This is a genomic window from Marinobacter profundi, assembly GCF_002744715.1.
In the GTDB taxonomy this organism is placed as follows: domain Bacteria; phylum Pseudomonadota; class Gammaproteobacteria; order Pseudomonadales; family Oleiphilaceae; genus Marinobacter; species Marinobacter profundi.
Window position 1 is genome coordinate 271,163 of sequence record NZ_KZ319368.1, and the last position, 22,313, is coordinate 293,475.

General features: G+C 61.2%; 24 protein-coding genes. 14 read left to right on the top strand and 10 right to left on the bottom strand.

Annotated features, from left to right (window positions below):
• Window positions 1-9 precede the first annotated feature (9 nt).
• The 6 genes from CLH61_RS04200 to CLH61_RS04225 all read right to left on the bottom strand — a co-directional run bounded on the left by CLH61_RS04200 (window position 10) and on the right by CLH61_RS04225 (window position 6,634).
• Window positions 10-198 (bottom strand): Trm112 family protein, encoded by a 189-nt coding sequence (locus CLH61_RS04200; RefSeq protein WP_099613455.1) that lies wholly within the window; start codon window positions 196-198, stop codon window positions 10-12.
• A 72-nt stretch (window positions 199-270) separates the two neighbouring features.
• Window positions 271-1,284: a tetraacyldisaccharide 4'-kinase gene (gene lpxK / locus CLH61_RS04205; protein ID WP_099613456.1), complete on the bottom strand. Its 1,014-nt coding sequence runs from the start codon at window positions 1,282-1,284 to the stop codon at window positions 271-273.
• On the bottom strand, window positions 1,281-3,053 hold the full coding sequence (gene msbA / locus CLH61_RS04210) for a lipid A export permease/ATP-binding protein MsbA (protein ID WP_099613457.1): 1,773 nt from the start codon (window positions 3,051-3,053) through the stop codon (window positions 1,281-1,283). Before msbA ends, lpxK begins: the two co-directional genes overlap by 4 nt.
• Entirely contained in the window at window positions 3,050-3,472 is a 423-nt protein-coding gene (locus CLH61_RS04215) for an ExbD/TolR family protein (protein WP_099613458.1), read from the bottom strand. Before CLH61_RS04215 ends, msbA begins: the two co-directional genes overlap by 4 nt.
• 5 nt (window positions 3,473-3,477) lie before the next feature.
• Window positions 3,478-4,104, bottom strand: coding sequence for a MotA/TolQ/ExbB proton channel family protein (locus tag CLH61_RS04220; RefSeq protein ID WP_099613459.1), 627 nt, complete (start codon window positions 4,102-4,104; stop codon window positions 3,478-3,480).
• An 82-nt stretch (window positions 4,105-4,186) separates the two neighbouring features.
• Entirely contained in the window at window positions 4,187-6,634 is a 2,448-nt protein-coding gene (locus CLH61_RS04225) for a DNA internalization-related competence protein ComEC/Rec2 (protein WP_228152523.1), read from the bottom strand.
• An 80-nt stretch (window positions 6,635-6,714) separates the two neighbouring features.
• Between CLH61_RS04225 and CLH61_RS04230 the strand changes: the two genes are divergently transcribed.
• Window positions 6,715-7,248, top strand: a complete 534-nt coding sequence (locus CLH61_RS04230; RefSeq protein ID WP_099613461.1) for a DUF2062 domain-containing protein — start codon at window positions 6,715-6,717, stop codon at window positions 7,246-7,248.
• Here the strand turns inward: CLH61_RS04230 and CLH61_RS04235 are convergent.
• Window positions 7,245-7,958 (bottom strand): ABC transporter ATP-binding protein, encoded by a 714-nt coding sequence (locus CLH61_RS04235; protein WP_099613462.1) that lies wholly within the window; start codon window positions 7,956-7,958, stop codon window positions 7,245-7,247. The two genes, CLH61_RS04230 and CLH61_RS04235, sit on opposite strands and share 4 nt — an antisense overlap.
• On the bottom strand, window positions 7,951-9,192 hold the full coding sequence (locus tag CLH61_RS04240) for a lipoprotein-releasing ABC transporter permease subunit (protein WP_099613463.1): 1,242 nt from the start codon (window positions 9,190-9,192) through the stop codon (window positions 7,951-7,953). The genes CLH61_RS04235 and CLH61_RS04240 overlap by 8 nt, the downstream gene beginning before the upstream one ends.
• Before the next feature lie 295 nt (window positions 9,193-9,487).
• On the opposite strand from CLH61_RS04240, the gene CLH61_RS04245 reads away from it, so the two are divergent.
• From CLH61_RS04245 to infA, 8 genes are all read left to right on the top strand, one after another.
• A complete protein-coding gene (locus tag CLH61_RS04245; RefSeq protein WP_099613464.1) occupies window positions 9,488-9,793 on the top strand; it encodes an RNA-binding protein in 306 nt (101 codons plus the stop codon).
• Between the two features lie 157 nt (window positions 9,794-9,950).
• Window positions 9,951-10,985, top strand: a complete 1,035-nt coding sequence (locus CLH61_RS04250; protein ID WP_099613465.1) for an agmatine deiminase family protein — start codon at window positions 9,951-9,953, stop codon at window positions 10,983-10,985.
• On the top strand, window positions 10,982-11,899 hold the full coding sequence (locus tag CLH61_RS04255) for a carbon-nitrogen hydrolase (protein ID WP_099613466.1): 918 nt from the start codon (window positions 10,982-10,984) through the stop codon (window positions 11,897-11,899). The genes CLH61_RS04250 and CLH61_RS04255 overlap by 4 nt, the downstream gene beginning before the upstream one ends.
• 7 nt (window positions 11,900-11,906) lie before the next feature.
• Window positions 11,907-12,818, top strand: coding sequence for an AAA family ATPase (locus CLH61_RS04260; protein ID WP_099613467.1), 912 nt, complete (start codon window positions 11,907-11,909; stop codon window positions 12,816-12,818).
• Between the two features lie 243 nt (window positions 12,819-13,061).
• The gene (trxB, locus tag CLH61_RS04265; RefSeq protein ID WP_099613468.1) at window positions 13,062-14,015 is read left to right on the top strand and encodes a thioredoxin-disulfide reductase; all 954 of its coding nucleotides are present in this window, start codon (window positions 13,062-13,064) and stop codon (window positions 14,013-14,015) included.
• A 72-nt stretch (window positions 14,016-14,087) separates the two neighbouring features.
• Complete coding sequence (gene aat / locus CLH61_RS04270) at window positions 14,088-14,801, top strand: leucyl/phenylalanyl-tRNA--protein transferase (protein ID WP_099613469.1); 714 nt, start codon at window positions 14,088-14,090, stop codon at window positions 14,799-14,801.
• Window positions 14,802-15,560, top strand: a complete 759-nt coding sequence (locus CLH61_RS04275) for an arginyltransferase (RefSeq protein ID WP_099613470.1) — start codon at window positions 14,802-14,804, stop codon at window positions 15,558-15,560.
• 101 nt (window positions 15,561-15,661) lie between these two features.
• Complete coding sequence (gene infA, locus CLH61_RS04280; protein WP_014421226.1) at window positions 15,662-15,880, top strand: translation initiation factor IF-1; 219 nt, start codon at window positions 15,662-15,664, stop codon at window positions 15,878-15,880.
• Between the two features lie 59 nt (window positions 15,881-15,939).
• Here the strand turns inward: infA and clpA are convergent, their stop codons facing one another.
• Together clpA and clpS are read right to left on the bottom strand one after the other, a co-directional pair.
• Entirely contained in the window at window positions 15,940-18,207 is a 2,268-nt protein-coding gene (gene clpA / locus CLH61_RS04285; RefSeq protein ID WP_099613471.1) for an ATP-dependent Clp protease ATP-binding subunit ClpA, read from the bottom strand.
• A gap of 18 nt (window positions 18,208-18,225) precedes the next feature.
• Window positions 18,226-18,585: an ATP-dependent Clp protease adapter ClpS gene (gene clpS / locus CLH61_RS04290; RefSeq protein WP_099613472.1), complete on the bottom strand. Its 360-nt coding sequence runs from the start codon at window positions 18,583-18,585 to the stop codon at window positions 18,226-18,228.
• A 320-nt stretch (window positions 18,586-18,905) separates the two neighbouring features.
• Between clpS and cspD the strand changes: the two genes are divergently transcribed.
• The 5 genes from cspD to hflD all read left to right on the top strand — a co-directional run bounded on the left by cspD (window position 18,906) and on the right by hflD (window position 22,263).
• Window positions 18,906-19,205, top strand: coding sequence for a cold shock domain-containing protein CspD (gene cspD, locus CLH61_RS04295; protein WP_099613473.1), 300 nt, complete (start codon window positions 18,906-18,908; stop codon window positions 19,203-19,205).
• 128 nt (window positions 19,206-19,333) lie between these two features.
• Window positions 19,334-19,972 carry a pseudouridine synthase gene (locus CLH61_RS04300; RefSeq protein WP_099613474.1) on the top strand — a complete coding sequence of 213 codons (639 nt, stop codon included), beginning with the start codon at window positions 19,334-19,336 and terminating at the stop codon, window positions 19,970-19,972.
• Window positions 19,969-20,418 (top strand): NUDIX hydrolase, encoded by a 450-nt coding sequence (locus CLH61_RS04305; RefSeq protein ID WP_099613475.1) that lies wholly within the window; start codon window positions 19,969-19,971, stop codon window positions 20,416-20,418. Before CLH61_RS04300 ends, CLH61_RS04305 begins: the two co-directional genes overlap by 4 nt.
• A gap of 49 nt (window positions 20,419-20,467) precedes the next feature.
• On the top strand, window positions 20,468-21,622 hold the full coding sequence (gene mnmA / locus CLH61_RS04310; RefSeq protein ID WP_099613476.1) for a tRNA 2-thiouridine(34) synthase MnmA: 1,155 nt from the start codon (window positions 20,468-20,470) through the stop codon (window positions 21,620-21,622).
• The gene (hflD, locus tag CLH61_RS04315; RefSeq protein ID WP_099613477.1) at window positions 21,619-22,263 is read left to right on the top strand and encodes a high frequency lysogenization protein HflD; all 645 of its coding nucleotides are present in this window, start codon (window positions 21,619-21,621) and stop codon (window positions 22,261-22,263) included. Before mnmA ends, hflD begins: the two co-directional genes overlap by 4 nt.
• Window positions 22,264-22,313 lie beyond the last annotated feature (50 nt).

Here is a 22,313-nt window from a genome sequence, read left to right on the forward strand (position 1 = left end):
ACTGGCCGTTCAGCGCTTGTCCAGACGCTCGTCCGTGGTCAGCGTCCGCGCTTCGCTGGCCAGCATTACCGGAATGCCCTCGCGGACCGGGAATGCCATGGCGTCCTGGTAACAGATCAGTTCCTTGCGATCCGGGTCCAGCTTCAGATCACCTTTACATACCGGGCAGGCCAGCAAAGCCAGTAGTTTCTTGTCCATATCGGGTCTCACAGATGGTTCATTCATGCGGATTCACAATCCGGCTATTGTAAGGCGATCGCCTGCCAGGCGTCACTTGGAGGCGCTGGGCACTTTGCCAAGGCGATCCAGCAACGTGGCACCAAAGTCCTCAGGCAGACTGGCGCTGACCTCCAGCACCCAGTGTGCTGTTTCTCCGCCACGCCCCTCGCCCAGTGCGCGGCATTTCACGGCATCCTTGGCGGTCATGACCAGCCACTCATCCGGCCCGATCTCGAGATCCGCGGCGGAAAACCGGTGATGATCCGGCAACGCCCGGCCACGGACCCGGGCGCCAAGATGCTCAAGTGTCTCAAAAAAGCGCACCGGGTTGCCGATTCCCGCCACCGCCCTCACCTTGCGGCCAGCGAGGTCCGTCAGCGGGCAGGTTTTACCGGTATACAGATGCCGCAGGACCGCCGGTTGCAGGTTCATTACAACCTGGCGGGGATGCGCAATGGCCGGCAGCGCCTCTCCATTGGCTATGACAAAGTCTACGCTATCAAGACGCTCAGGGGGCTCCCGCAGCGGGCCGACCGGAATCGGCGCACCATTGCCGAAGCCGCGGCGGGCATCCACCACCGCCAACTCCAGGTCCCGCGGCAGGCGGTAATGCTGCAGGCCGTCGTCACAGACCAGAACGTCTCCGAGATCCTGCTCCAGAGCCCAACGGCCACCCTGATAACGATCCGGGTCAACCACCACCGGCACTCCGGTCTGCTGCGCCAGCATGACCGGTTCGTCGCCGCCTTCGGCGGGATCAGTTGTGGGTGTCACCAACAGCGGATAGCGGGTTGAGGTACCGCCATAGCCTCGGGTCAGGATAACCGGCCGCCAGCCCTGGTCACGCAGGAAGTCGACCAGCCAGGCAGTCAACGGAGACTTGCCGGTGCCACCGGCGGTGATGTTGCCGACCACAATGACCGGCGCCGGCAATTGTCGGCCGGCGGCCAGGGCCAGCCCCTGCCGGCGGCGGCGCGCCGCAATCCGGCGATACAGCCAGGCCAGCGGCCAGAGCGGCCATAGTGGCCGCCGCTGACTGTACCAGAGGCGGTCGACCAGCGTCATGCCGACTCGCTGAATTGCATCTGATGCAGCTGGGCGTAAGCGCCCCCCGCCGCAAGCAGCTCCTCGTGGCGTCCGGATTCGACAATACGGCCACCATCCATCACCAGAATGCGGTCGGCCTTCTCGATGGTAGAAAGGCGATGGGCAATCACCAGCGTGGTTCGCCCCTGCATGACCGTTTCCAGCGCTTCCTGGATGTGCCGCTCGGATTCGGTATCGAGCGCCGACGTTGCTTCATCCAGAATCAGGATTGGTGCGTTTTTCAGGAGCGCCCGGGCGATCGCCAGGCGCTGCCGCTGGCCACCGGACAACATCACACCGTTATCACCGATCATGGTGTCCAGCCCATCCGGCATCCGGTCGATGAATTCCAGGGCGTGCGCCTTGGCCGCCGCTTCGCGGATTTCCTCAAGACTGTGATCCCGTAGCGCACCGTAGGCAATGTTGGCCGCAATGGTGTCATTGAACAGCACCACATTCTGGGTCACCAGGGCGATCTGTGCCCGCAATGCCGACAGCCGGAAATCCCGGATCGAACAGCCGTCGATGCGGATATCCCCTTCACTGATTTCGTAGAACCGGGGCAGCAAGCTGACCATGGTGGACTTGCCGCTGCCGGAGCGACCAACCAGGGCAACGCTCTGGCCGGCGGGTATCTCCAGGCTGATGTCCTGCAGCACGTTATCCAGCTGATCGCGGTAGCGGAAGGCAACCCGGTCAAACTCTATGTTGCCCTCGACCCGCTCAGGCTCAAAGCTGCCGTTGTCGTGTTCCGGCTCTTCGTCCATGGTTTCAAAGACATCGTGGGCCGCAGCCACCCCTTTCTGGATCTTGGCATGGACCGAGGTGACCTGGCGGATCGGCTTGGCCATGGTGGTAGCTGCAGTAATGAAGGCGACCAGCTGGCCGGTGGTCATCGCGCCGCGAATTTCCGGAGCCAGCATCGTCCACACCAAAGAGGCGATGGCCACCGCAACCAGCACCTGGATCACCGGAACGCTGATGGCCTGGGTAGAGGCCATCTTGAGACTCTGCTTGAGATTACGCTCACTCACCTGGCGAAAACGTTCGCGCTCGTAGCCTTCACCCCCGAAGGTACGCACCACTCGGTAGCCGGTAATTGCCTCTGACGCCACATGGGTGATGTCCCCCATGGAGCCCTGGATGCGCCGGCTGATCTTGCGGAAGCGCTTGCTGGCGTAACTGACCACCAGGCCAATGAGCGGGCCGACCGCAAGAAAGATCAGGGTCAGTTTCCAGTTGGTGTAGAGCATAAAGCCAAGCAGGCCGAGAATGGTCAGACCTTCGCGCAGGGTGATAGTCACCGCGTTGGTGGTGGCCTCGGCCACTTGCTCGACGTTAAAGGTGAGCTTGGAAACCAGGCGACCGGAGGCATTATCGTCGAAATAGCGGGAAGGCAGATCCATCAGCCGGTCAAACACCTGGGTACGCAGGGCATTGATCACCTGGCGGCCGACATAGCTGATGAAATACTGGCTCATGAACGTGCCCAGCCCCCGAAAGGCGAAGACCCCGACGATGAGCAGCGTGAGAAACAGCCGGTTCTGGTCGGTCGGGTTCTCGATGGCAGTAATAACATACTCCATCGCCGCGGCCATGCCGGTGGAGGCGGCCGCGTAGATGACGTTACCAACCACCGCAAGGGAAAACGCGATCCAGAATGGCCGCGCGTAGGCCAGCAGCCGCTTGTAGGTCTGCCAGTTGGAACCCGCCCTTGCGGTGGGGGTCGGTGCTACCGGCTCGGTCACGGTTCGTCACCACTTCGCTCGGTGGTAATGCTCAGCTTGGCAAACCCGAGTCGACCGGCCACATCCATCGCCCGCACCACGAATTCATGGGGGGTCTGGGCGTCGGCCGTAATGATGAACGGCAGGGATGTGTCGCCCTCAGCCAGCTCGCTGACCGCCCGCTCGAGGGTTTCCCGCCGGTTATTCACCAGGGCCCGGTCGTTCACCGCATACTGCCCCTGGGCGTTGATCACCACATCAATCTGGCGTATTTCCGTTTCCGCCACGTCGCCATTGGCCTCGGGCAGATCCACCTTGAGGTGACTCTCCCGGGTAAACGTGGTGGAAACCATGAAGAAAATCAGCAACAGGAACACCACGTCGATCAGCGGCGTGAGGTCTACCCCGACTTCCTGACTTCTCTGGCGCTTGAACTTCACGGCGTTCAGGCTCCCTCGACGTCGATTTCGCGGTCACCGTGGACCACTTCCACCAGCTTGATCGCTTCCTGCTCCATGCTGACCACCAGTTCGTCCACCCGACGGATGAAGTAGCGGTGGGCAATCAGTGAAGGGATTGCAACACTCAGACCGGCCGCAGTGGTAATCAGCGCTTCCGAGATCCCGCCCGCAAGGTTACCGGCATTGCCGACACCCGCCAGCTGGATCTCGGCAAACACCTTGATCATCCCGATAACGGTACCCAGCAAGCCCAGCAGCGGGGTAATCGTGGCTACGGTACCCAGCGGATTGAGAAACCGTTCCAGTTCATGGATGACCTGGCTGGCCTCGTGTTCGATGCTCTCTTTCATGATCTCGCGACCATGCTTGGCGTTCATCAGGCCGCCGGCGAGTACCCGGCCAAGGGGCGAGGAACCTTGCAGGGCCTTGAGCTTGCGGCCGTTAAGCTCTTTCTTCTTGATCCAGCGCCAGAGCTCGTTGATCGTTTCCTGCGGCGCAACACGGGACACCCTCAGGGTCCAGAAACGCTCCAGGATAATGGCAAGGGCAAGAATGGAACAGGCAACAATTGGCACCATGAGGATGCCGCCAGCTTTCAACAGCTCGAACACGCTTGGACTCCCTGATTGTTAACAAGCCGCGCTACTTTAGCATAGCTGCGGTCCGGGGCCACACCGGGAATGTCACAGTATTTTAACGACCCTGCCAATGTGCTTCGGGCGGCCGTATCCAGAACGGCGCACCGTCACGTTCCTGTCCGCTGACGATGCCTTGCGGGGTCAGCAGGAATCGCAGCGCACCGGAGTAGGCCGTATTGAAGGATTCCGCACCGGCCTCGCGATAGCGTCGCACCACCTCCCCATAGGGATGGCCATAGCGGTGCCGGTAACCGGCACTGTATACCACCACATTGGCCGTCAATGCTGCCACCCAGGCCACGGATGACGAGGTCTTGCTGCCATGGTGGCCGGCAATCACAAGGCGCCGCCGGGGCGCAGGTACTTCACCGATAAAATCAATCAGGGCAGGCTCCGCGACGACACTCAGGTCTCCCGGGATCACCACCTCGGTTCCGTTGGCCCGCATCAGCAGAGCGCAGGACCGGTCATTACCGGATAACCGGGCCGCAGCCACACCCGCTGCTGCGGAAAAATGCCAGAGCCGCACATCCAACCCCAGACCGGGAACGGCCGCACCACTCCGGCACGGCTCTACCTCGGGAATCCCCTCGCCGTCGCCCAACAGTTCCCGCAGCCGCGCCGGCTCGCCAGTGATAATCCGGTCCACCTGCAGCGACCCGAGCAGCAAGGGCAGCCCACCGGCATGATCCCGGTCGCCGTGGCTGACGATCAGGGTGTCGATGCGGCGTATCCCCTGGGCCCGTAACCCCGGGAGCAGCACGCTAGCAACCGCGGAATACCCGGCTGGCGATTCCGGGCCGCTGTCGTAGAGGATCACCCGGTCGCGGTGACGAATCAGCACGGACAGGCCCTGACCAACGTCCCAGACCCGCAGCTCGGGATACTCCGGCCCGGCGCTGTTGACCGGGGCAGCCCGCCACACCACCGAACCCGCCGCCCAACACCCGATGACTACCAGGGCGGCCCGGCGAGCGCCCGTTGAGGGCACTGCCAGCAGGATAAGCACCAGCACCGCAAATGCCACCACCACCGGCAACGGCACCAGCGGTTGCTGCACCGGCACCGCTGCCAGCCATTCCAGCAGGCGCCAGAGCAACTCGACCACCGCATCAAGGACCGGGGCAACCCAGACCACGGTCGCCGGAAACACCAGTACCAGGCAAACGCCGGCCAGAACCGCAGGCATGACCAGGACCGATACCAGCGGAATTGCGAGCAGATTGGCCGGAAACCCCATCAGCGTCTGATCCTGCCCCAGAACGGCCAGGATCGGCCAGAGCCCGGCGAACACCGCGAACTGGGCCAGTAACAGGCCCGCCAACCAGCCACTGCCGGCGATCCGGCGGGCGAAGGTGAGCAACAGCACCGCAACCGCACCAAACGATAGCCAGAAGCCCTGGTCCAGCGGCGCGGCCGGGTCAATCACCAGCACTACCGCCAGGGCAAGGCCCCACCCCTGCCAACTGCGCCCCTGCTGCCCGCGCAGAATCAGCCAGCCGGCAATGGCCACCATCAACAGTGCCCGCCGGGTCGGGACCGTAAAGCCGGCAACCAGGGCATAAACCAGGCTGGCAGCCACCACCAGGCAAAACGTCACGGCGCGACTCCAGCCGGGCGTCAGCCAGCGCATTCCCGTGCGGGCGGGCAGCGGCATGCGGGTCAATAACTGACGGAGAATCAGCCCGACACCGATGGCCACCAAACCGAGATGAAGTCCGGAAATCGCGACCAGGTGAATGGTGCCGGTCGCCTTGAGCACTTCCCAGTGGGCCGGCGTCATGGCGCCGCGGTCGCCCATCGCCAGTGACGCAATCAGCGGGAAATGACGGGCTTCCCCCAGCAGGGCACGCAAGCGGGCCGCCAACCGGCCCCTGGCCTGATGATAATGGCAGGCCAGACTGCACGATCCGCCGGTAACCGCCTCGATGTCACGCACCGTGCCGGTCGCCCCGAATCCCTGACGATACAGCCAGGTCTCATAACGGAATCCCGCCGGGTTCACGCTGCCATGGGGGCGCTTGAGCACAACGGTTGCGCGGACCCGGTGCGGCAGGTCGCGGGTGGCCTCTGACCCATACCAGGCGAGTCGCAATCTGGTCGGCAGCTGTGCGGCTTCCTCCGCAGCAAACTCCGGCCAGCCATCCACACACAGCGGAAAGCGCACGCTGCCAAAGCTGCCAGTGGCGGGGATATCACACAGATAACCGGTGACGGTCAGCGGCACTCCCTCCAGTGACTGCCCGCCCACCTGGCGTGGCAGCCGATCGGCCAACCGCTCCTCAGCCGACCAGGAGGCCCAGCCAAGGCCCGCCAGCAGCCAGGCCAGAAAGACCAGCAGCGACAGCGTTGCCCGGTGGCGAATTAGGTAAATACCGCAAAGCAGGGCAACCGCGGCGCCAAAAAGGCCGTAGAAAGGTAGAACGGCGCCGAACCAATACAGTAAGATAACGCCGCATGCGAAAGGAGCCCATCCCCGGGCTGAAAACGGATTTCCGGACAATCCCTGTCCTCCTGAAATACACCTGGTTTCAATCCTGCTTAGGGGCTGAACCCATTACCCTGTACAGGCAGAACTTCCTGATGCCAAAGAAGTTCATGAAACGCTATCTGCCATCTCCCGAAAAGGTGCGCTCCATGGAGTCCCTGCACTTTCTCGGGGATATCCTTCATGAACCCAACCTCTGGCACATCAACCGTCACGGCGTGGCACGGGCCTTTCTGATCGGGCTCTTCCTGGCAATGATCCCGATGCCATTCCAGATGCTGGCGGCGGCCTTCTGCGCCATCTGGTTCAATGCCAATCTGCCGCTGTCCGTCGCACTGGTGTGGGTCAGCAACCCGGTCACCATGCCGCCGTTGTTCTATTTCAACTACAAACTGGGTGCCTGGCTGCTGAACCGCCCGGTACTGGAATTCGAGTTTGAACTGGATCTTTCCTGGATCAGCGAGCGCATGCTCGACATCGGCATCCCGCTGTACTTCGGCTCACTGGTTGTCGCCACTGCCAGCGGATGCCTGGCCTACGTGGCGATCCAGTATCTGTGGCGCCGAAAGGTCCGTAACGACTGGGCCGAGCGGCGCCTGCTGCGGTGCAAACGCCGCAGTTCCGATTAAGCCGGATCCTGCTGTAACCGCCCCTGTTCCAGGCGCATGACCCGACCGAGGCTGCGTGCCATGGTCATATCATGGGTAACCATTACGAACGCCAGCCCCAGCTGGTCCCGCAGCGACTCAATCAGCTCCCGCACGCCGCGACCGGTCTGTTCGTCCAGATTGCCGGTGGGCTCATCCATCAGCACGCAATCAGGCTCGTTGACCAGCGCCCGGGCAATCGCCACCCGCTGACGCTCCCCTCCGGACAGCTCTCCCGGTTTGTGCCCCAACCTTGGCGCCAGGCCAACCCGCTCCAGAATAGCCTCCGCCCGGCCACTGGCCTCCTTGACCCCCTGCCCGCCCAGAACGCAGGGCATCATCACATTCTCCAGCGCCGAGAATTCCGGTAACAGATGATGGAACTGGTAGACAAAGCCGAGATGGCGGTTGCGGAAGCGCGCACGGGCGGCTTCGCTCATGCGGTGAATGTCCTGGCCGCAAATCGCAATATGGCCGGAAGACGGCCGGTCCAGCCCCCCGAGCAGGTTCAGCAGCGTGGTTTTGCCGGCACCGCTGGAGCCCACGATGGCCACGGTTTCACCACTGGACACCTGCAACGAGATGTCCGAAAAAATGGTCAGCTCCACCGGCCCTTCGGTGTAGGTCCGCGTTACCCGGTCACAATCGATGACCAGGGGCGGCGCTGCGTTTGCTCCGGTCCGGTTATTCATAACGTAGGGCCTCCGCGGGATCCACGCGCGAAGCGCGCCATGCCGGATAGATGGTAGCCAGCAGGCTCATCGCGAAGCCGGCACCGCTGATGATAAACACGTCCTGCCACTGCAGCTGCGAAGGCAGGTAACTGATGAAGTAGACATCCGCACTCAGGAACTGGTGCCCCAGGGCGCCCTCAAGCCAGGCAATAAAGCCCGAGATGTTATAGGCCCCAAGGACGCCCAGGGTGGTACCCACCAGGACACCGAAGATCCCGATCACTGCCCCCTGGATAATGAAAATCCGCATGATCCGTCCCGGCGTGGCGCCCATCGTACGGAGGATGGCGATATCGGCGGTTTTATCGGTCACCACCATCACCAGGGTCGACACGATGTTGAAGGCGGCCACAGCCACGATGAACATCAGCAGCAGGCCGATCATGGTCTTTTCCATGCGGATTGCCTGGAACAGGTTACCGTGGGTTCGCGTCCAGTCCGAAATGTAGTAACGTCCCCCCAGCCCGCGGGCAGCCTCCTCCGCTACCAATGGTGCCTTGAACAGGTCATCCACCAGCAGCCGGACGCCCTCGGCCTTGCCACCGGTACGCATCAGTTTGGCGGCGTCATCCATATGGATCAGCGTATAATTGCCATCAAGCTCTGCACCCACGCTGAAAATGCCCTTGACGGTAAAGCGCTTGAGACGGGGCAGCACACCTGCCGGCGTTATTGACGCTTCCGGCAGTACCACGGTGACCCGGTCCCCGACCTGCAGGCGCAGACTTGCCGCCATCAGCCGCCCGATGATAATTCCGAACTCACCCGGCTTAAGGTCATCCAGCGCGCCTTCGGTCATGTGGTTCTCGATAATGGAAACAGAGCCTTCCTCTTCCGGCAGAATCCCGTTCAACAACACGCCACGCACGTTACCGCCCCCGGTTACCATGCCCTGCCCCTGGATAAACGGTGCCGCGGCGATTACCGAGGGGTGGCCGGTAACCTCACGGTCCACCGCTTCCCAGTTTTCCAGGTAGGCCTCGCCGCGAATCACCGCATGGGGCACCATGCCAAGGATGCGCTGCTTGAGTTCGCGGTCGAAGCCGTTCATCACCGACAGCACAATAATGAGAACTGCGACACCGAGCATGAGCCCGATCATTGAAGTCAGGGAGATAAACGAAATAAAGTGATTGCGTCGCTTCGCTGCGGTATATCGCAAACCGACGTACAACGATAAAGGTTTGAACATGTGGATGAGCCTGCTGCTGCCCTCTGGTTCTTTGAATCTTCCGCCGGCTCACTCACGGGCAGGAAGCTGCTAAACTGATCTTGTTCAATAAAAACAACGGGTCAGAGAAGTACCGGTGCTCGCCGGGCCTGTGCCGGAAAATGCGATACACCGGCTGCCTGACAGGCGCGCATTATGGCCCTTGAGCAAAATCCGTTGCAACCAGACACCGTTATCCGATATTACGTTTTATCCATGTCCTGCCCCGGAATCCGCCGGAAGGAAGGAACACAAGAGACCAGGGAGTACCGAACTGATGAGAAAAATGACCATGACAGCGCTGGGTGCCGCGGTATCACTTACCGTATTCGCCGCCCTTCCGGTTGCGACCGTTTCCGCAGAAGAAGTCCGGGTTCCTGTCATGTCCCAGGCGGACCGCAGCAGCACCAGCCTCCCCAGGGCCGGCCAGAGCCAGGACAAGGTACGCGCCAGTTTCGGTGCGCCGCGGAATGTCCAGGGACCGGTTGGCGAGCCGCCGATTACCCAGTGGGACTACCCTGCGTTTACCGTGTACTTTGAATACGACAAGGTGATCCATACCGTAATGAAACGCGGACAATAACCGGACACATGCCCCGGGGGCCCGCCGCCAGCGAACCGGCACCGGCAGGCGGTGAAAAATCCCCGGGATGGCCTGACTCCTGTGCCCGGGTCCGATAGAATGACAGCCTTTTAACATTGCGACACAGGGTGGTTGTGATTTGAGTCCGAAACGAGTGATGCCCGCCGAGTGGGCGCCGCAAAGCGCCGTCATGCTGACCTGGCCCCATCCGGGCACCGACTGGGCCGATATTCTGGCCGAAGTGGAACCGGTGTTCCTCGATATTGCCAGGGCAACCCTGCGCTTCGAAAACGTGCTGATCAGCTGTGAACACGTTGCCCGGCTCCAGGAGCTGGAACGGGATCTCAATGATTTTGCCCTCCGCAACGAACTGCCCGGACGCGTAATCGCGGTGCCGGCGCCGGCCGACGACACCTGGGCGAGAGACCACGGCCCACTTGCGGTCCAGCGGGACGGTCAACTGGAACTGCTCGATTTCCGTTTCAATGCCTGGGGTGGCAAGTTTGACTGGCAGAAGGACAACGCCCTCAATCAGCGGATTGCCGATACCGGCGCCTTCGGTGCCACGCCACTGGTGCCCGTTGACTTCGTGCTGGAGGGCGGCTCCATCGAATCTGACGGCGCCGGCACCATTCTGACGACCAGTGAATGCCTGCTGACACCCACCCGCAACCCGACGCTGGACCGGACCGCCATCGAGAACATGCTGCGGGAAACCCTGGGCGCCGAACAGGTCCATTGGCTCAACCACGGCTACCTGGCCGGTGACGATACCGACAGCCACATCGACACCCTGGCCCGGTTCTGCCAGCGGGACCACATCGCCTATGTCCGCTGCACCAACCCCGACGACGAGCACTACGGTGCCTTCCGGGCCATGGAAGAGGAACTGCAGCAGTTCCGTCAGGCCGATGGCAGCCCATACCGGCTGACCGCGCTGCCCTGGCCTGACGCGATCCATGACGAGGAGGGCCAGCGGTTGCCGGCCACCTATGCCAACTTCCTGATTATCAACGGCGCCGTGCTGCTCCCGGTGTATGACGTTCCCCAGGATACCGAGGCCGAGCAGATCCTCGCCGGCATCTTCCCGGACCGGGAGATCATCTGCATCAATTGTCGTCCGCTGATCGGCCAGCACGGCAGTCTTCATTGCGTCACCATGCAGATTCCCGAGGGAGTGGTTCAACCATGACAACATCCCCGCGCCTGTTACCGGTCGCTGCCATCCAGCAAACCTGCAGCCCCGACAAGAACACCAGCCTGGGCACCACCGAACGCCTGGTGCGCCAGGCCGCCGCGGACGGCGCCCGCCTGGTCGTGCTGCAGGAACTGCATGCAACACTGTATTTCTGCCAGACCGAGGATACCTCGGTATTCAACCTCGCGGAGCCCATCCCGGGGCCGACCAGCGAGCGGCTGGGCAAACTGGCCGCCGAGCTCGGCATCGTGCTGGTGGGATCGATCTTCGAGCGGCGGATGAACGGCGTCTATCACAACACTGCGGTGGTCTTCGAAACCGACGGTAGCATTGCCGGCATCTATCGCAAGATGCACATCCCGGACGATCCCGGGTTCTATGAAAAGTTCTACTTTACCCCCGGCGACGCCACGTTCAACGCCGGTCACAGCGGTTTCACCCCGATCAGCACTTCAGTGGGCCGGCTTGGCGTGCTGGTGTGCTGGGACCAGTGGTACCCCGAGGCCGCCCGCCTGATGGCACTGGCCGGTGCGGAGCTGCTGATCTACCCTACCGCTATCGGCTGGGATATCACCGACGAGGCAGATGAACAGGCCCGCCAGCTGGAAGCCTGGGTGACCGTTCAGCGTGGCCACTCGGTGGCCAACAACCTGCCGGTCATCGCACCCAACCGCATCGGAACCGAGCCCGATCCCTCCGGGCAGTCAGACGGCATCCGGTTCTGGGGCAACAGCTTTATCTGTGGCCCCCAGGGTGAATTCCTGGCCCGCGCTGATGACAGCAGCGAAACCATCCTGGCCACGACCCTGGACCTGGACCGCAGTGAATCCGTTCGCCGCATCTGGCCGTATCTGCGAGACCGGCGCATTGACGCCTATGGTGACATCCTGAAACGGGTACGGGACTGATCCCTGCATGAAAAAAGTGACCGACAAGGTTATTGACCAGCTCAACACCATCCTGCTGGGCAAGGACCAGCAGGTCAGGCTGGCGGTGTGCGGACTGCTGGCCCGCGGCCACCTGCTGATCGAAGACATCCCGGGCATGGGCAAGACCACCCTGTCCCATGCGTTGGCCCGGACCATGGGCCTGAGCTACCAGCGGATCCAGTTTACCAATGACCTGCTGCCGGCGGATGTGCTGGGCTTCTCGATGTACGACAAGGAAGCCGGCAAACTGGTCTTCCACCCTGGCCCGATCTTTGCCCAGGTGGTGCTGGCTGACGAAATCAACCGGGCATCGCCACGGACCCAGAGCGCATTGCTGGAGGCCATGGAGGAGCGCCAGGTCTCAATCGAAGGTGAAACCCGCCCCCTCCCCCATCCGTTCTTCGTGATTGCCACCCAGAATCCGGTTGAACAGGGCGGCACTTACCCGCTGCCGGAATCCCAGCTTGACCGCTTCCTGATGCGACTGCGGCTGGGCTATCCGGATCCGCGCGCGGAGCGGGAATTGCTGGAAGGCGAGGACCGCCGCAGCATGACCGAGCAGATGCTGCCGCAGATGACCGAGCAGGAACTGGAACTGCTGCAGCAGGCCGTGGGGCGGGTTAGCGCCAGCCCGGCGTTGCTGGACTATGTCCAGCGCCTGCTGGAACAGAGCCGGCGGATGCCGGGCCTGCTCTATGGCCTGTCACCCCGTGCCGGTCTCGGCCTGCTCCGCTCGGCCCGGGCCTGGGCCCTGATGAACGGTCGCCACCATGTGCTGCCGGATGATGTCCAGGCCGTGTTCCCCGCGGTTGCAGAACATCGCCTTGAGCAGGGTGAGTCGGGCAAGAGTTCCGAACGGGTGCGGCAACTTCTGAGCTCGGTCTCTGTCATTGCCTAGACAGCGTCCGGCACCCGGCAGTCCGCCACTGGCTGCAGGCGGACAACCAACGGCTTCGGTGAGATAGCATCGTTCAATCAATAGAATTGGCCAAAACAACTGGTCACTGACCGCCCTCGCCGTGATAGGCTGCGCCACCATCAATGCAAGCGCGATGCACGCGCAAAGCACGCGCCCGGGTCACACCATCATGGCCTGGCTGCCGACAACGGCGACAAACTTTCAGGAAAGAGAGAACCTGTAATGAGCGAAAGCAAACATTCCCGACTGATCATTCTCGGCTCCGGCCCTGCCGGCTACACCGCGGCCGTCTATGCAGCCCGCGCCAACCTGAACCCGACCCTGATCACCGGCATCGAGGTGGGCGGCCAGCTCACCACCACCACTGATGTGGATAACTGGCCGGGGGATAACGACGGTGTCCAGGGGCCCGAGCTGATGCAGCGCATGCTCAAGCACGCCGAACGCTTCGAAACCAGCATTGTCTACGACACGATCAACGAAGCTGACCTGCGCTCCCGTCCATTCGTGCTCAAGGGCGACAGCGGTGTGTACACCTGCGACGCCCTGATTATCGCAACCGGTGCCTCTGCCATGTATCTGGGCCTGGATTCCGAGGAAGCATTCAAGGGCAAGGGTGTGTCGGCCTGCGCAACCTGTGACGGTTTTTTCTATCGCAAACAGAAAGTTGCGGTAATCGGCGGCGGCAACACCGCGGTTGAGGAAGCCCTGTACCTGTCCAACATTGCAGACGAAGTCACGCTGGTGCACCGCCGCGATAGCTTGCGGGCCGAGAAGATCCTGCAGGACAAGCTGTTCGAAAAAGCAAAGACCGGTAACGTGAACCTGATCTGGGATCACACCCTGGATGAGGTGCTGGGTGACGAAACCGGTGTTACCGGCATGCGGATCAAAAGCACCAAGGATGACTCCACCCGGGACATCGACCTGGCCGGGGTGTTCATTGCGATCGGTCACAAGCCCAACACCAGCCTGTTCGAAGGTCAGCTGGAGATGAATAACGGATACCTCAGGATCCGTTCCGGTCTTGAGGGCATGGCTACCGAAACCAGCATTCCCGGTGTCTTTGCCGCCGGCGATGTGGCTGACCATGTCTACCGTCAGGCGGTAACGTCGGCCGGCTTTGGCTGCATGGCAGCACTGGATGCCGAGCGGTTTCTGGACCAGCAGGACTGACCTGCTGACCTGGCCCGCAGCAGGCCGGCCCGCAGGTCGGCCTGGCACCCGCCGTCCGGAGCACGGAGCAGCATGACGTCCCTACCCTGGCTTGATCCCGATTACCTCTGGTTTCCACCTACCGAAGAAGCGCTCAAGGATCCCGATGGATTACTGGCACTTGGTGGCGACCTGTCCACCGAGCGACTCAAGCTGGCGTATCGTCACGGCATCTTCCCCTGGTTCAGCGATGACCAGCCGATTCTGTGGTGGTCGCCCGACCCCCGTTGCCTGCTGTTTCCGGACGAGGTCCACATTGCCCGCAGCCTGAGACGGACCCTCAACCAGCAGCGCTTCCACGTTACCGCGGACCAGGCTTTCGACCAGGTCATCCGGCTGTGCGCCGACACCCGGGAAGAAGGCACCTGGATCACCCAGGAAATGATAGACAGCTACTGCGAGCTCCACCGCCAGGGCGTTGCCCATTCCATCGAAGCGTGGAACCGGCACGGTGAGCTGGTCGGCGGGATGTACGGCATTGCCATCGGGCGGGCGTTTTTTGGTGAATCGATGTTCTCCCTGGAGACCAATGCGTCCCGGGTGGTAATGGTCCACCTTGCCCACCAGCTGGCGGCGTGGGGCTATCGCATCATCGATTGCCAGGTGGAAAGCAGCCATTTGCTGCGCATGGGCGCGCGCTGTATTCCCAGGTCGGAGTTTTTATCTATACTCAGAGCATGTGTCGACAGCCCGCCAGAGCAGGACAACTGGACGTTCCAGTGGCGCTGGCCGGGGCCGGAGGTGTGAATGAGCAATCTCAGGACGCTGGTATTTTTTGCCACACCACCCCACGAATGCAGTTACCTGCATGACCGGGAGGCCACCACCATGTTTGTCGATCCGCGGGCCCAGGTCGACAAGCGACTGTACAGCCAGTTGACGGCCCTCGGCTTTCGCCGGAGCGGTTCGCATTACTACCGCCCCCATTGCGAGCACTGTTCGGCGTGTGTACCGGTTCGACTGAACGTCGATCGCTTCACCCCTGACCGCAGCCAGCGACGGGTCCTGGCAAAAAACGCCGACCTGGCATGCACCCTGGTGCCGGCGGCGTTTACCGAGCGTTACTACCAGCTTTACGCCCGCTACATCGAACAACGCCATGCCGACGGTGATATGTACCCGCCGTCGCGGGAACAATTCACTTCCTTTCTCGTCGAGGGCGCGACCGATACCTGGTTCCTGGAGATAACCTCCGCGGACAAACTGATCGGGCTGGCAGTAATCGACGGCCTGGATGACGGCCTGTCCGCCATCTACACCATGTTTGACCCGAGCGAGGAAGACCGCAGCCTCGGGACGTTTGCGGTGCTCTGGCAGATCCGCGAGGCACAACAACGGGGGCTGCCCTACCTGTACCTGGGCTACTGGATCCGTGACTGCCGCAAGATGACCTACAAGACCCGCTTCCGTCCGATCGAGGCGCTGCGGGATGGCCAGTGGCAGATCCTGGCACCGGTTTCTGGCGCCCCCGAAGGTCCCCCGGGGCCGGACCAGGGCGCGTCCTGACGGCCCGGCAACGGAGGTTATTTTGCCAAACGGCCACAATTCAGGCAGAATTGCGCAATTTAAAATTACGGAAAGACCAAACCAAACGAGGCTTCTACTGAATGGCGAAATCAGATGTCATTGAAATGGAAGGGGTGATTATCGATACCCTTCCCAATACCATGTTCCGTGTTGAGCTGAGCAATGGTCACGTTGTTACCGCTCACATCTCTGGCAAGATGCGCAAGAACTACATCCGCATCCTCACTGGCGATAAGGTAAAAGTTGAACTGACTCCGTACGACCTCAGCAAAGGCCGTATCGTTTACCGCGCCCGTTAATGCCGGCATGACATCTGAAAAGCCCCGGACCGCAAGGCCGGGGCTTTTTCAGTTATGAGTCACACCGCTTCGGCGGGCTCATCCTCATACTCGAACACCAGCTCGTCGTCCTTGAGATGGACGTTGACCTCGCCGCCGTGCTCCGACAGCTGGCCAAACAGGATCTGTTCCGCCAGCGGCCGCTTGATCTTGTCCTGGATCAGGCGGGACATCGGACGTGCCCCCATGGTGACATCGTAGCCTTTTTCCGCCAGCCACGACTTGGCAGCATCATCCACGTGCAGAACCACGTGTTTCTCGTCCAACTGGGCCTGGAGTTCGGTCAGGAACTTGTCCACCACATGGGCGATGGTCTCCTTGGCCAGATCGCCGAACTGGATGATACCGTCGAGCCGGTTACGGAACTCGGGGGTGAAGGTCTTGCTGATCACTTCCATTCCGTCCGTACTGTGATCCTGCTCACTGAAGCCTATCGAGCGGCGGGCCATGTTCTCGGCACCGGCATTGGTGGTCATCACCAGAATCACGTGACGGAAATCCGCCTTGCGGCCATTGTTGTCCGTCAGAGTACCGTGATCCATCACCTGCAACAGCAGGTTGAAGACTTCCGGGTGAGCCTTTTCAATCTCGTCCAGCAACAGCACACAGTGCGGATGTTTGTTGACCGCTTCAGTCAGCAGGCCACCCTGATCAAAGCCCACATAGCCCGGAGGCGCACCGATCAGACGGGACACGGTATGCCGCTCCATGTACTCGGACATATCAAAGCGGACCAGCTCGATACCCAGCACCTTGGCCAGCTGACGGGTGACTTCGGTCTTACCCACCCCCGTCGGGCCGGCAAACAGGAAGGCCCCTTCCGGTTTTTCAGGTGCCTTCAGGCCGGCACGCGCAAGTTTGATAGCGGTTGACAGGGACTCGATGGCCTTGTCCTGGCCGAAGACCACCATCTTGAGATTCCGCTCCAGGTTGCGCAGCACGTCCTTGTCGCTGGAGGACACGCTCTTTGGCGGAATCCGCGCAATGGTTGCCACCACCTCTTCGATTTCCGGCACATCAATGGTTTTCTTGCGCTTGGCCACCGGCATCAGGCGCTGGCGCGCTCCCGCTTCATCAATCACGTCGATGGCCTTGTCCGGCAGGTGACGGTCACTGATATAGCGATCAGCCAGCTCCGCGGCAACCCGCAGGGCCTTGTCGGTGTAACGGAGGTCGTGGTGTTTCTCGAAGTTGGGCTTGAGTCCGCGAAGGATCTGGTAAGTGTCCTCAACGCTCGGCTCATTCACATCAATCTTCTGGAATCTGCGCGCAAGTGCGCTGTCTTTCTCGAAAATTCCGCGGAACTCCGAGAAAGTCGTGGAACCGATGCAGCGAATCTCCCCGGAACTCAACATCGGCTTCAGCAGGTTTGACGCGTCCATCACGCCGCCCGACGCCGACCCGGCACCGATGATGGTATGGATTTCATCGATGAACAGAATGGCATGGGGCTCTTTCTTGAGCTCGGACAGCAAGCCTTTCAGGCGCTTCTCGAAGTCACCACGGTACTTGGTGCCCGCAAGCAGCGCCCCCAGATCGAGCGAGTACACCACGGCGTCGGAGATAATCTCCGGCACCTGGCCATCGACGATGCGCTTGGCCAGACCCTCGGCAATGGCGGTCTTGCCAACACCGGCCTCGCCCACCAGCAACGGGTTGTTCTTGCGGCGGCGAACCAGGATCTGCACCACCCGCTCCACTTCGTGTTCCCGACCGATCAACGGGTCGATCCGGCCCTGCCGGGCCTGTTCATTGAGGTTGGTTGCGTAGGCCTCCAGGGGGCGGGATGAGCCACCCTCTTCCCCGGCCTCGTCATGGGAAGCCTGGTCCGGACCCTGATCCTCGTTACCCTGCACCCGCGAGATGCCATGGGACACAAAGTTGACCACATCGATCCGTGCGATGTTCTGCTTTTTAAGCACGTAAACCGCCTGGCTTTCCTGCTCACTGAAGATCGCCACCAGCACATTGGCCCCGGTGACCTCCTTCTTGCCGGAAGACTGGACATGGAATACGGCGCGCTGCAAAACCCGCTGGAAGCCCAGAGTGGGCTGGGTCTCGCGCTCGCTATCGCTGCTCGGAATCAGTGGTGTGGTTGAGTCAACGAATTCGACAAGTTCTTCCTGCAGGCGCTGGAGATCGGCGCCACAGGCTTTGAGGACGCCCACTGCCGACTCGTTGTCGAGCAGCGCCAGCAACAAATGCTCCACGGTCATGAACTCATGACGCTTGTCACGGGCATTTTTGAAGGCGGTATTCAGCGTAATTTCAAGATCTTTGCTCAGCATGGGCCACCCCGACGTCTGTCAGTCCGCACGTTCAATCTCGCAAAGCAGCGGATGTTCACATTCCGAAGAATACTGATTCACCTGTGCCGCCTTTGTCTCAGCGATGTCACGGGTATATACCCCACATACGGCTTTTCCCTGCGTATGGACGAGCAGCATCACCTGCGTCGCCTTCTCTTCGTTCATCCCGAAGAATTTCATCAGTACATCGACCACGAAGTCCATTGGTGTGTAATCGTCGTTCAGCAACACGACCCGGTAGCGCGCCGGGCGCTTGAGCGCCGGTTTCTCGGGTGCAACATTGACGTCGTCCTGACGCCCCGGTTCTTCGCTACCCCCCTGATTAAATACTAGTAGAGAATTCTGGATAATCCGCATGTTTGTTTACCGGTCATCGGTGCCTTATGCATAAGATGGTTGTCCCCAAGCCGGTTTTCAAGCCGTCTGGCCAAACCGGCGTGAGCTGGTTATCACTCTTGCCATCATAACGCTTCCTGACCTTTATCAACCACCGCTAAAGGCGATGTCCGCTATTGACTCAGACCACGTCTTGGCCGACAGTATCCGTTGTAATGTAAAATTGTGTTACCTGGCGTCAGCAATACACTACGAAAGGTAACAACGTGTCGCTATCGCGGCCACAACGCAACGCCATAACAACTAACAATAGTGATAATGACGGAACAGGGGAGTTCATCATGCCTATAGGCAAAGTCAAATGGTTCAACAACGCCAAAGGCTACGGCTTCATTATCGAAGAAGGCTGCACAGACGACCTGTTTGCGCACTTCTCGTCGGTCCAGATGGATGGCTACAAGACCCTGAAAGCGGGTCAGACCGTCACTTTTGACAAGAAGCCCAGCGACAAAGGTGTTCACGCCATCAATATCATTCCCGTGGACCAGGCGGACAAGGCCGGTAAGGCCGACGCCAGTGCGGATGGCAGCGACCAGGAAAACACCGGGTACTCTGACCAGCCGCGCGCTGTAAACGCCTGAACAGGCCGGCGCCCTGCCGGTTTGCCGGGAAGCTTGGACCGCCATCCAGTCCGGACGTGGCGGGATGATTGTTTTTGTCCTGCCGAATACCGTAAAGTCTCGTCCCATTATCATGACGACGGCTTGCTATGGCTACCCTGATACTGCTGAACAAACCCTTTCAGGTCATGTGCCAGTTCACCGACGCCGCTGGCCGGCCTACCCTCGCGGATTTCGTGGACATCCCCGGTGTCTACCCGGCCGGACGCCTGGATTACGACTCCGAAGGCCTTTTGCTGCTCACCTCCGACGGCCAGCTCCAGCACCGAATTGCCAGCCCGGACCAGAAAATGGCGAAGGCCTATTGGGTTCAGGTGGAGGGTGAGATCACTGAGGCAGCGCTCGACCAGTTGCGCCGCGGGATCATCCTGAAAGACGGGCTGACCCGACCTGCCCGTGCCAGGGCCATCGCCCCCCCCGAGGTGTGGCCACGCCATCCGCCGGTTCGACACCGGGAGCAGATTCCAACGTCCTGGCTCGAACTGACCATCACCGAGGGAAGAAACCGTCAGGTCAGGCGGATGACTGCTGCAGTTGGCTTCCCTACCCTGCGGCTGATCCGTTATCGTATCGGCGACTGGACGCTGGATGGACTCGCCCCGGGCACCTATCGCAAGCAGACGGTGCATGTACCGGCACCACCGGCATCGCAACGCCCCGCTGCGACGAACCGCCGTCGCAGTGCCTCTGGCAAACCCAATCAGCAGCGGAGAACAACCCGATCATGACCTGGAAACCCCATGCCACCGTGGCGGTAATTGTAGAAGATGACGCCGGCCGGTTTCTGCTGGTCGAAGAAAGCAGTGGCGGACTGGTGGTATTCAATCAGCCTGCGGGCCACATCGAGGAAGGCGAAGCCATCACTGACGCCGCCCGCCGTGAAGCCCTGGAAGAAACCGGCTGGGAAGTGGAACCCGAGCACTTTCTGGGCTTCTATACCTACAAGGCGCCCGCCAACGGAGTAACCTACTACCGCTTCTGCTTCTCCGCGCGCGCCCTCCGCAAAGTCAGCGACAACCTGGACGACGGCATCATCGCTGCCCACTGGCTCACCCTCGAGGAGATCCGCCAGCTGGGCGAGCGCCTGCGCAGCCCTCTGGTGCTGCAGTGCATAGAAGATTACCGAAACGGACGCCGCTACCCCCTCGACATCATCGTCGATACGCAGACGTAACCCGGGATAACTGGTAAACTCCGGGGTTTTTACCGTTACCGGCGTAGTGATGACCAAAGCACCTGAAAATACCCGCGTAATCGTCGGCATGTCCGGCGGTGTCGATTCATCCGTTGCAGCCTGGCTCCTGAAAGATCAGGGCTACCAGGTTGAGGGCCTGTTCATGAAGAACTGGGACGAGGATGACGGCACCGAGTACTGTACCGCCATGACCGACCTGGCCGATGCCCAGGCTGTTGCCGACGCCATGGGCATTACCCTGCATACCGCAAGTTTTGCCGCGGAGTACTGGGACCGGGTGTTCGAACATTTTCTCTCCGAATATCGTGCTGGACGGACGCCGAACCCGGACATCCTCTGCAACAAGGAGGTCAAGTTCCGCGCCTTCCTCGATTACGCGGTGACCCTGGGCGCCGACTACATTGCCACCGGCCACTATGCCCGCCAGCGGCCGCTGGATGACGGTTCCGGCCGCGCACAATTGCTCAAGGGCCTTGATGCCAACAAGGATCAGAGCTACTTCCTGCATGCCGTCGCCGGCGACCGGATCGCCCGCACCCTGTTCCCGGTGGGCGAACTCGAAAAGCCGGAGGTCCGGCGGATCGCCGAAGCCCAGGGGTTTGTCACCCACGACAAGAAGGACTCCACCGGCATTTGCTTTATCGGTGAACGCAAGTTCCGTGACTTCCTCAAACAGTACATCCCCGCCCAGCCAGGCGATATCGAGACCCCCGACGGTACCAGGATCGGCCGCCACCAGGGCCTGATGTATCACACCATTGGCCAGCGGCAGGGTCTGGGTATTGGCGGCCTGAGCGAGTTTGGCGATGACCCCTGGTACGTTGCGGAGAAAGACCTGACGCGGAACGTGCTGATTGCTGTGCAAGGCAAGAACCATCCGTTGCTGTTCTCCCGCGGCCTGATCAGCGGTCCGGTCGACTGGGTAGCAGGTGAGCCACCGGCAGAATCCTTCCGCTGCAAGGCCAAGACCCGGTATCGCCAGCCCGACCAAGATTGCATGGTTACCGTGACGGACAGCGGGGTACGAGTGGTTTTTGATGACGCCCAGCGTGCCGTGACCCCCGGCCAGTCGGTGGTGTTTTACCAGGGCGACGTTTGCCTGGGCGGTGGTGTCATCGAGCAGACCTGGCGGGACGGCGAGCCCGCAGCGGAGCGGCACCGGGACAACGGAGCCGGCTCATGACCCGTTCCGTTTACGACCAGACCCTCGCCCTTGCGGGGGTATTCCAGGCGGCTGCCCTGGTGCAACAGGTTGCCCACAACGGCTCCTGCAACAGCTCCAGCCTGGAGACCGCCATCCGTTCGCTGTTTGCAACCGACCCGCAAACCACACTCGACGTCTATGGTGGCGATCTGAAGGATCTGCGTGAGGGCCTGGCGACGCTCGGCAGCGTCCTTAGCGAACAGAGCAAGACCAGGGACATCGAGGTGCTGCGCTACGCCCTCAACCTGATTCACCTGGAATCCAAGCTCAACCGCCAGCAGGACATGATGGCGGTGATTGGCAGCCGCATCGAGCAGGCGCGTCATACCGCGAGCCATTTCGGCTTTACCCATCCCAATCTGATCGCCAACCTGGCGTCGGTGTATGCCGATACCATCAGCACGTTCCGCATGCGCATCCAGGTCACCGGTGATCCCAACGTACTGCAGCAAGAGGAAAACGCTGCAAAGGTACGCGCCCTGCTGCTGGCCGGCATCCGCTCCGCTGTCCTCTGGCGCCAGTCCGGCGGCCGGCGCTGGCAACTGATTTTTACCCGCCGCAAAATCATAGATAACGCAAAGCAGCTGGCCGAGAAAGCAAACCAGTCCGTTTACGACTGAATCCCTGCCGGTGCTGGTGTATCATTTACCACCCCGATTTTTTCTTTGAT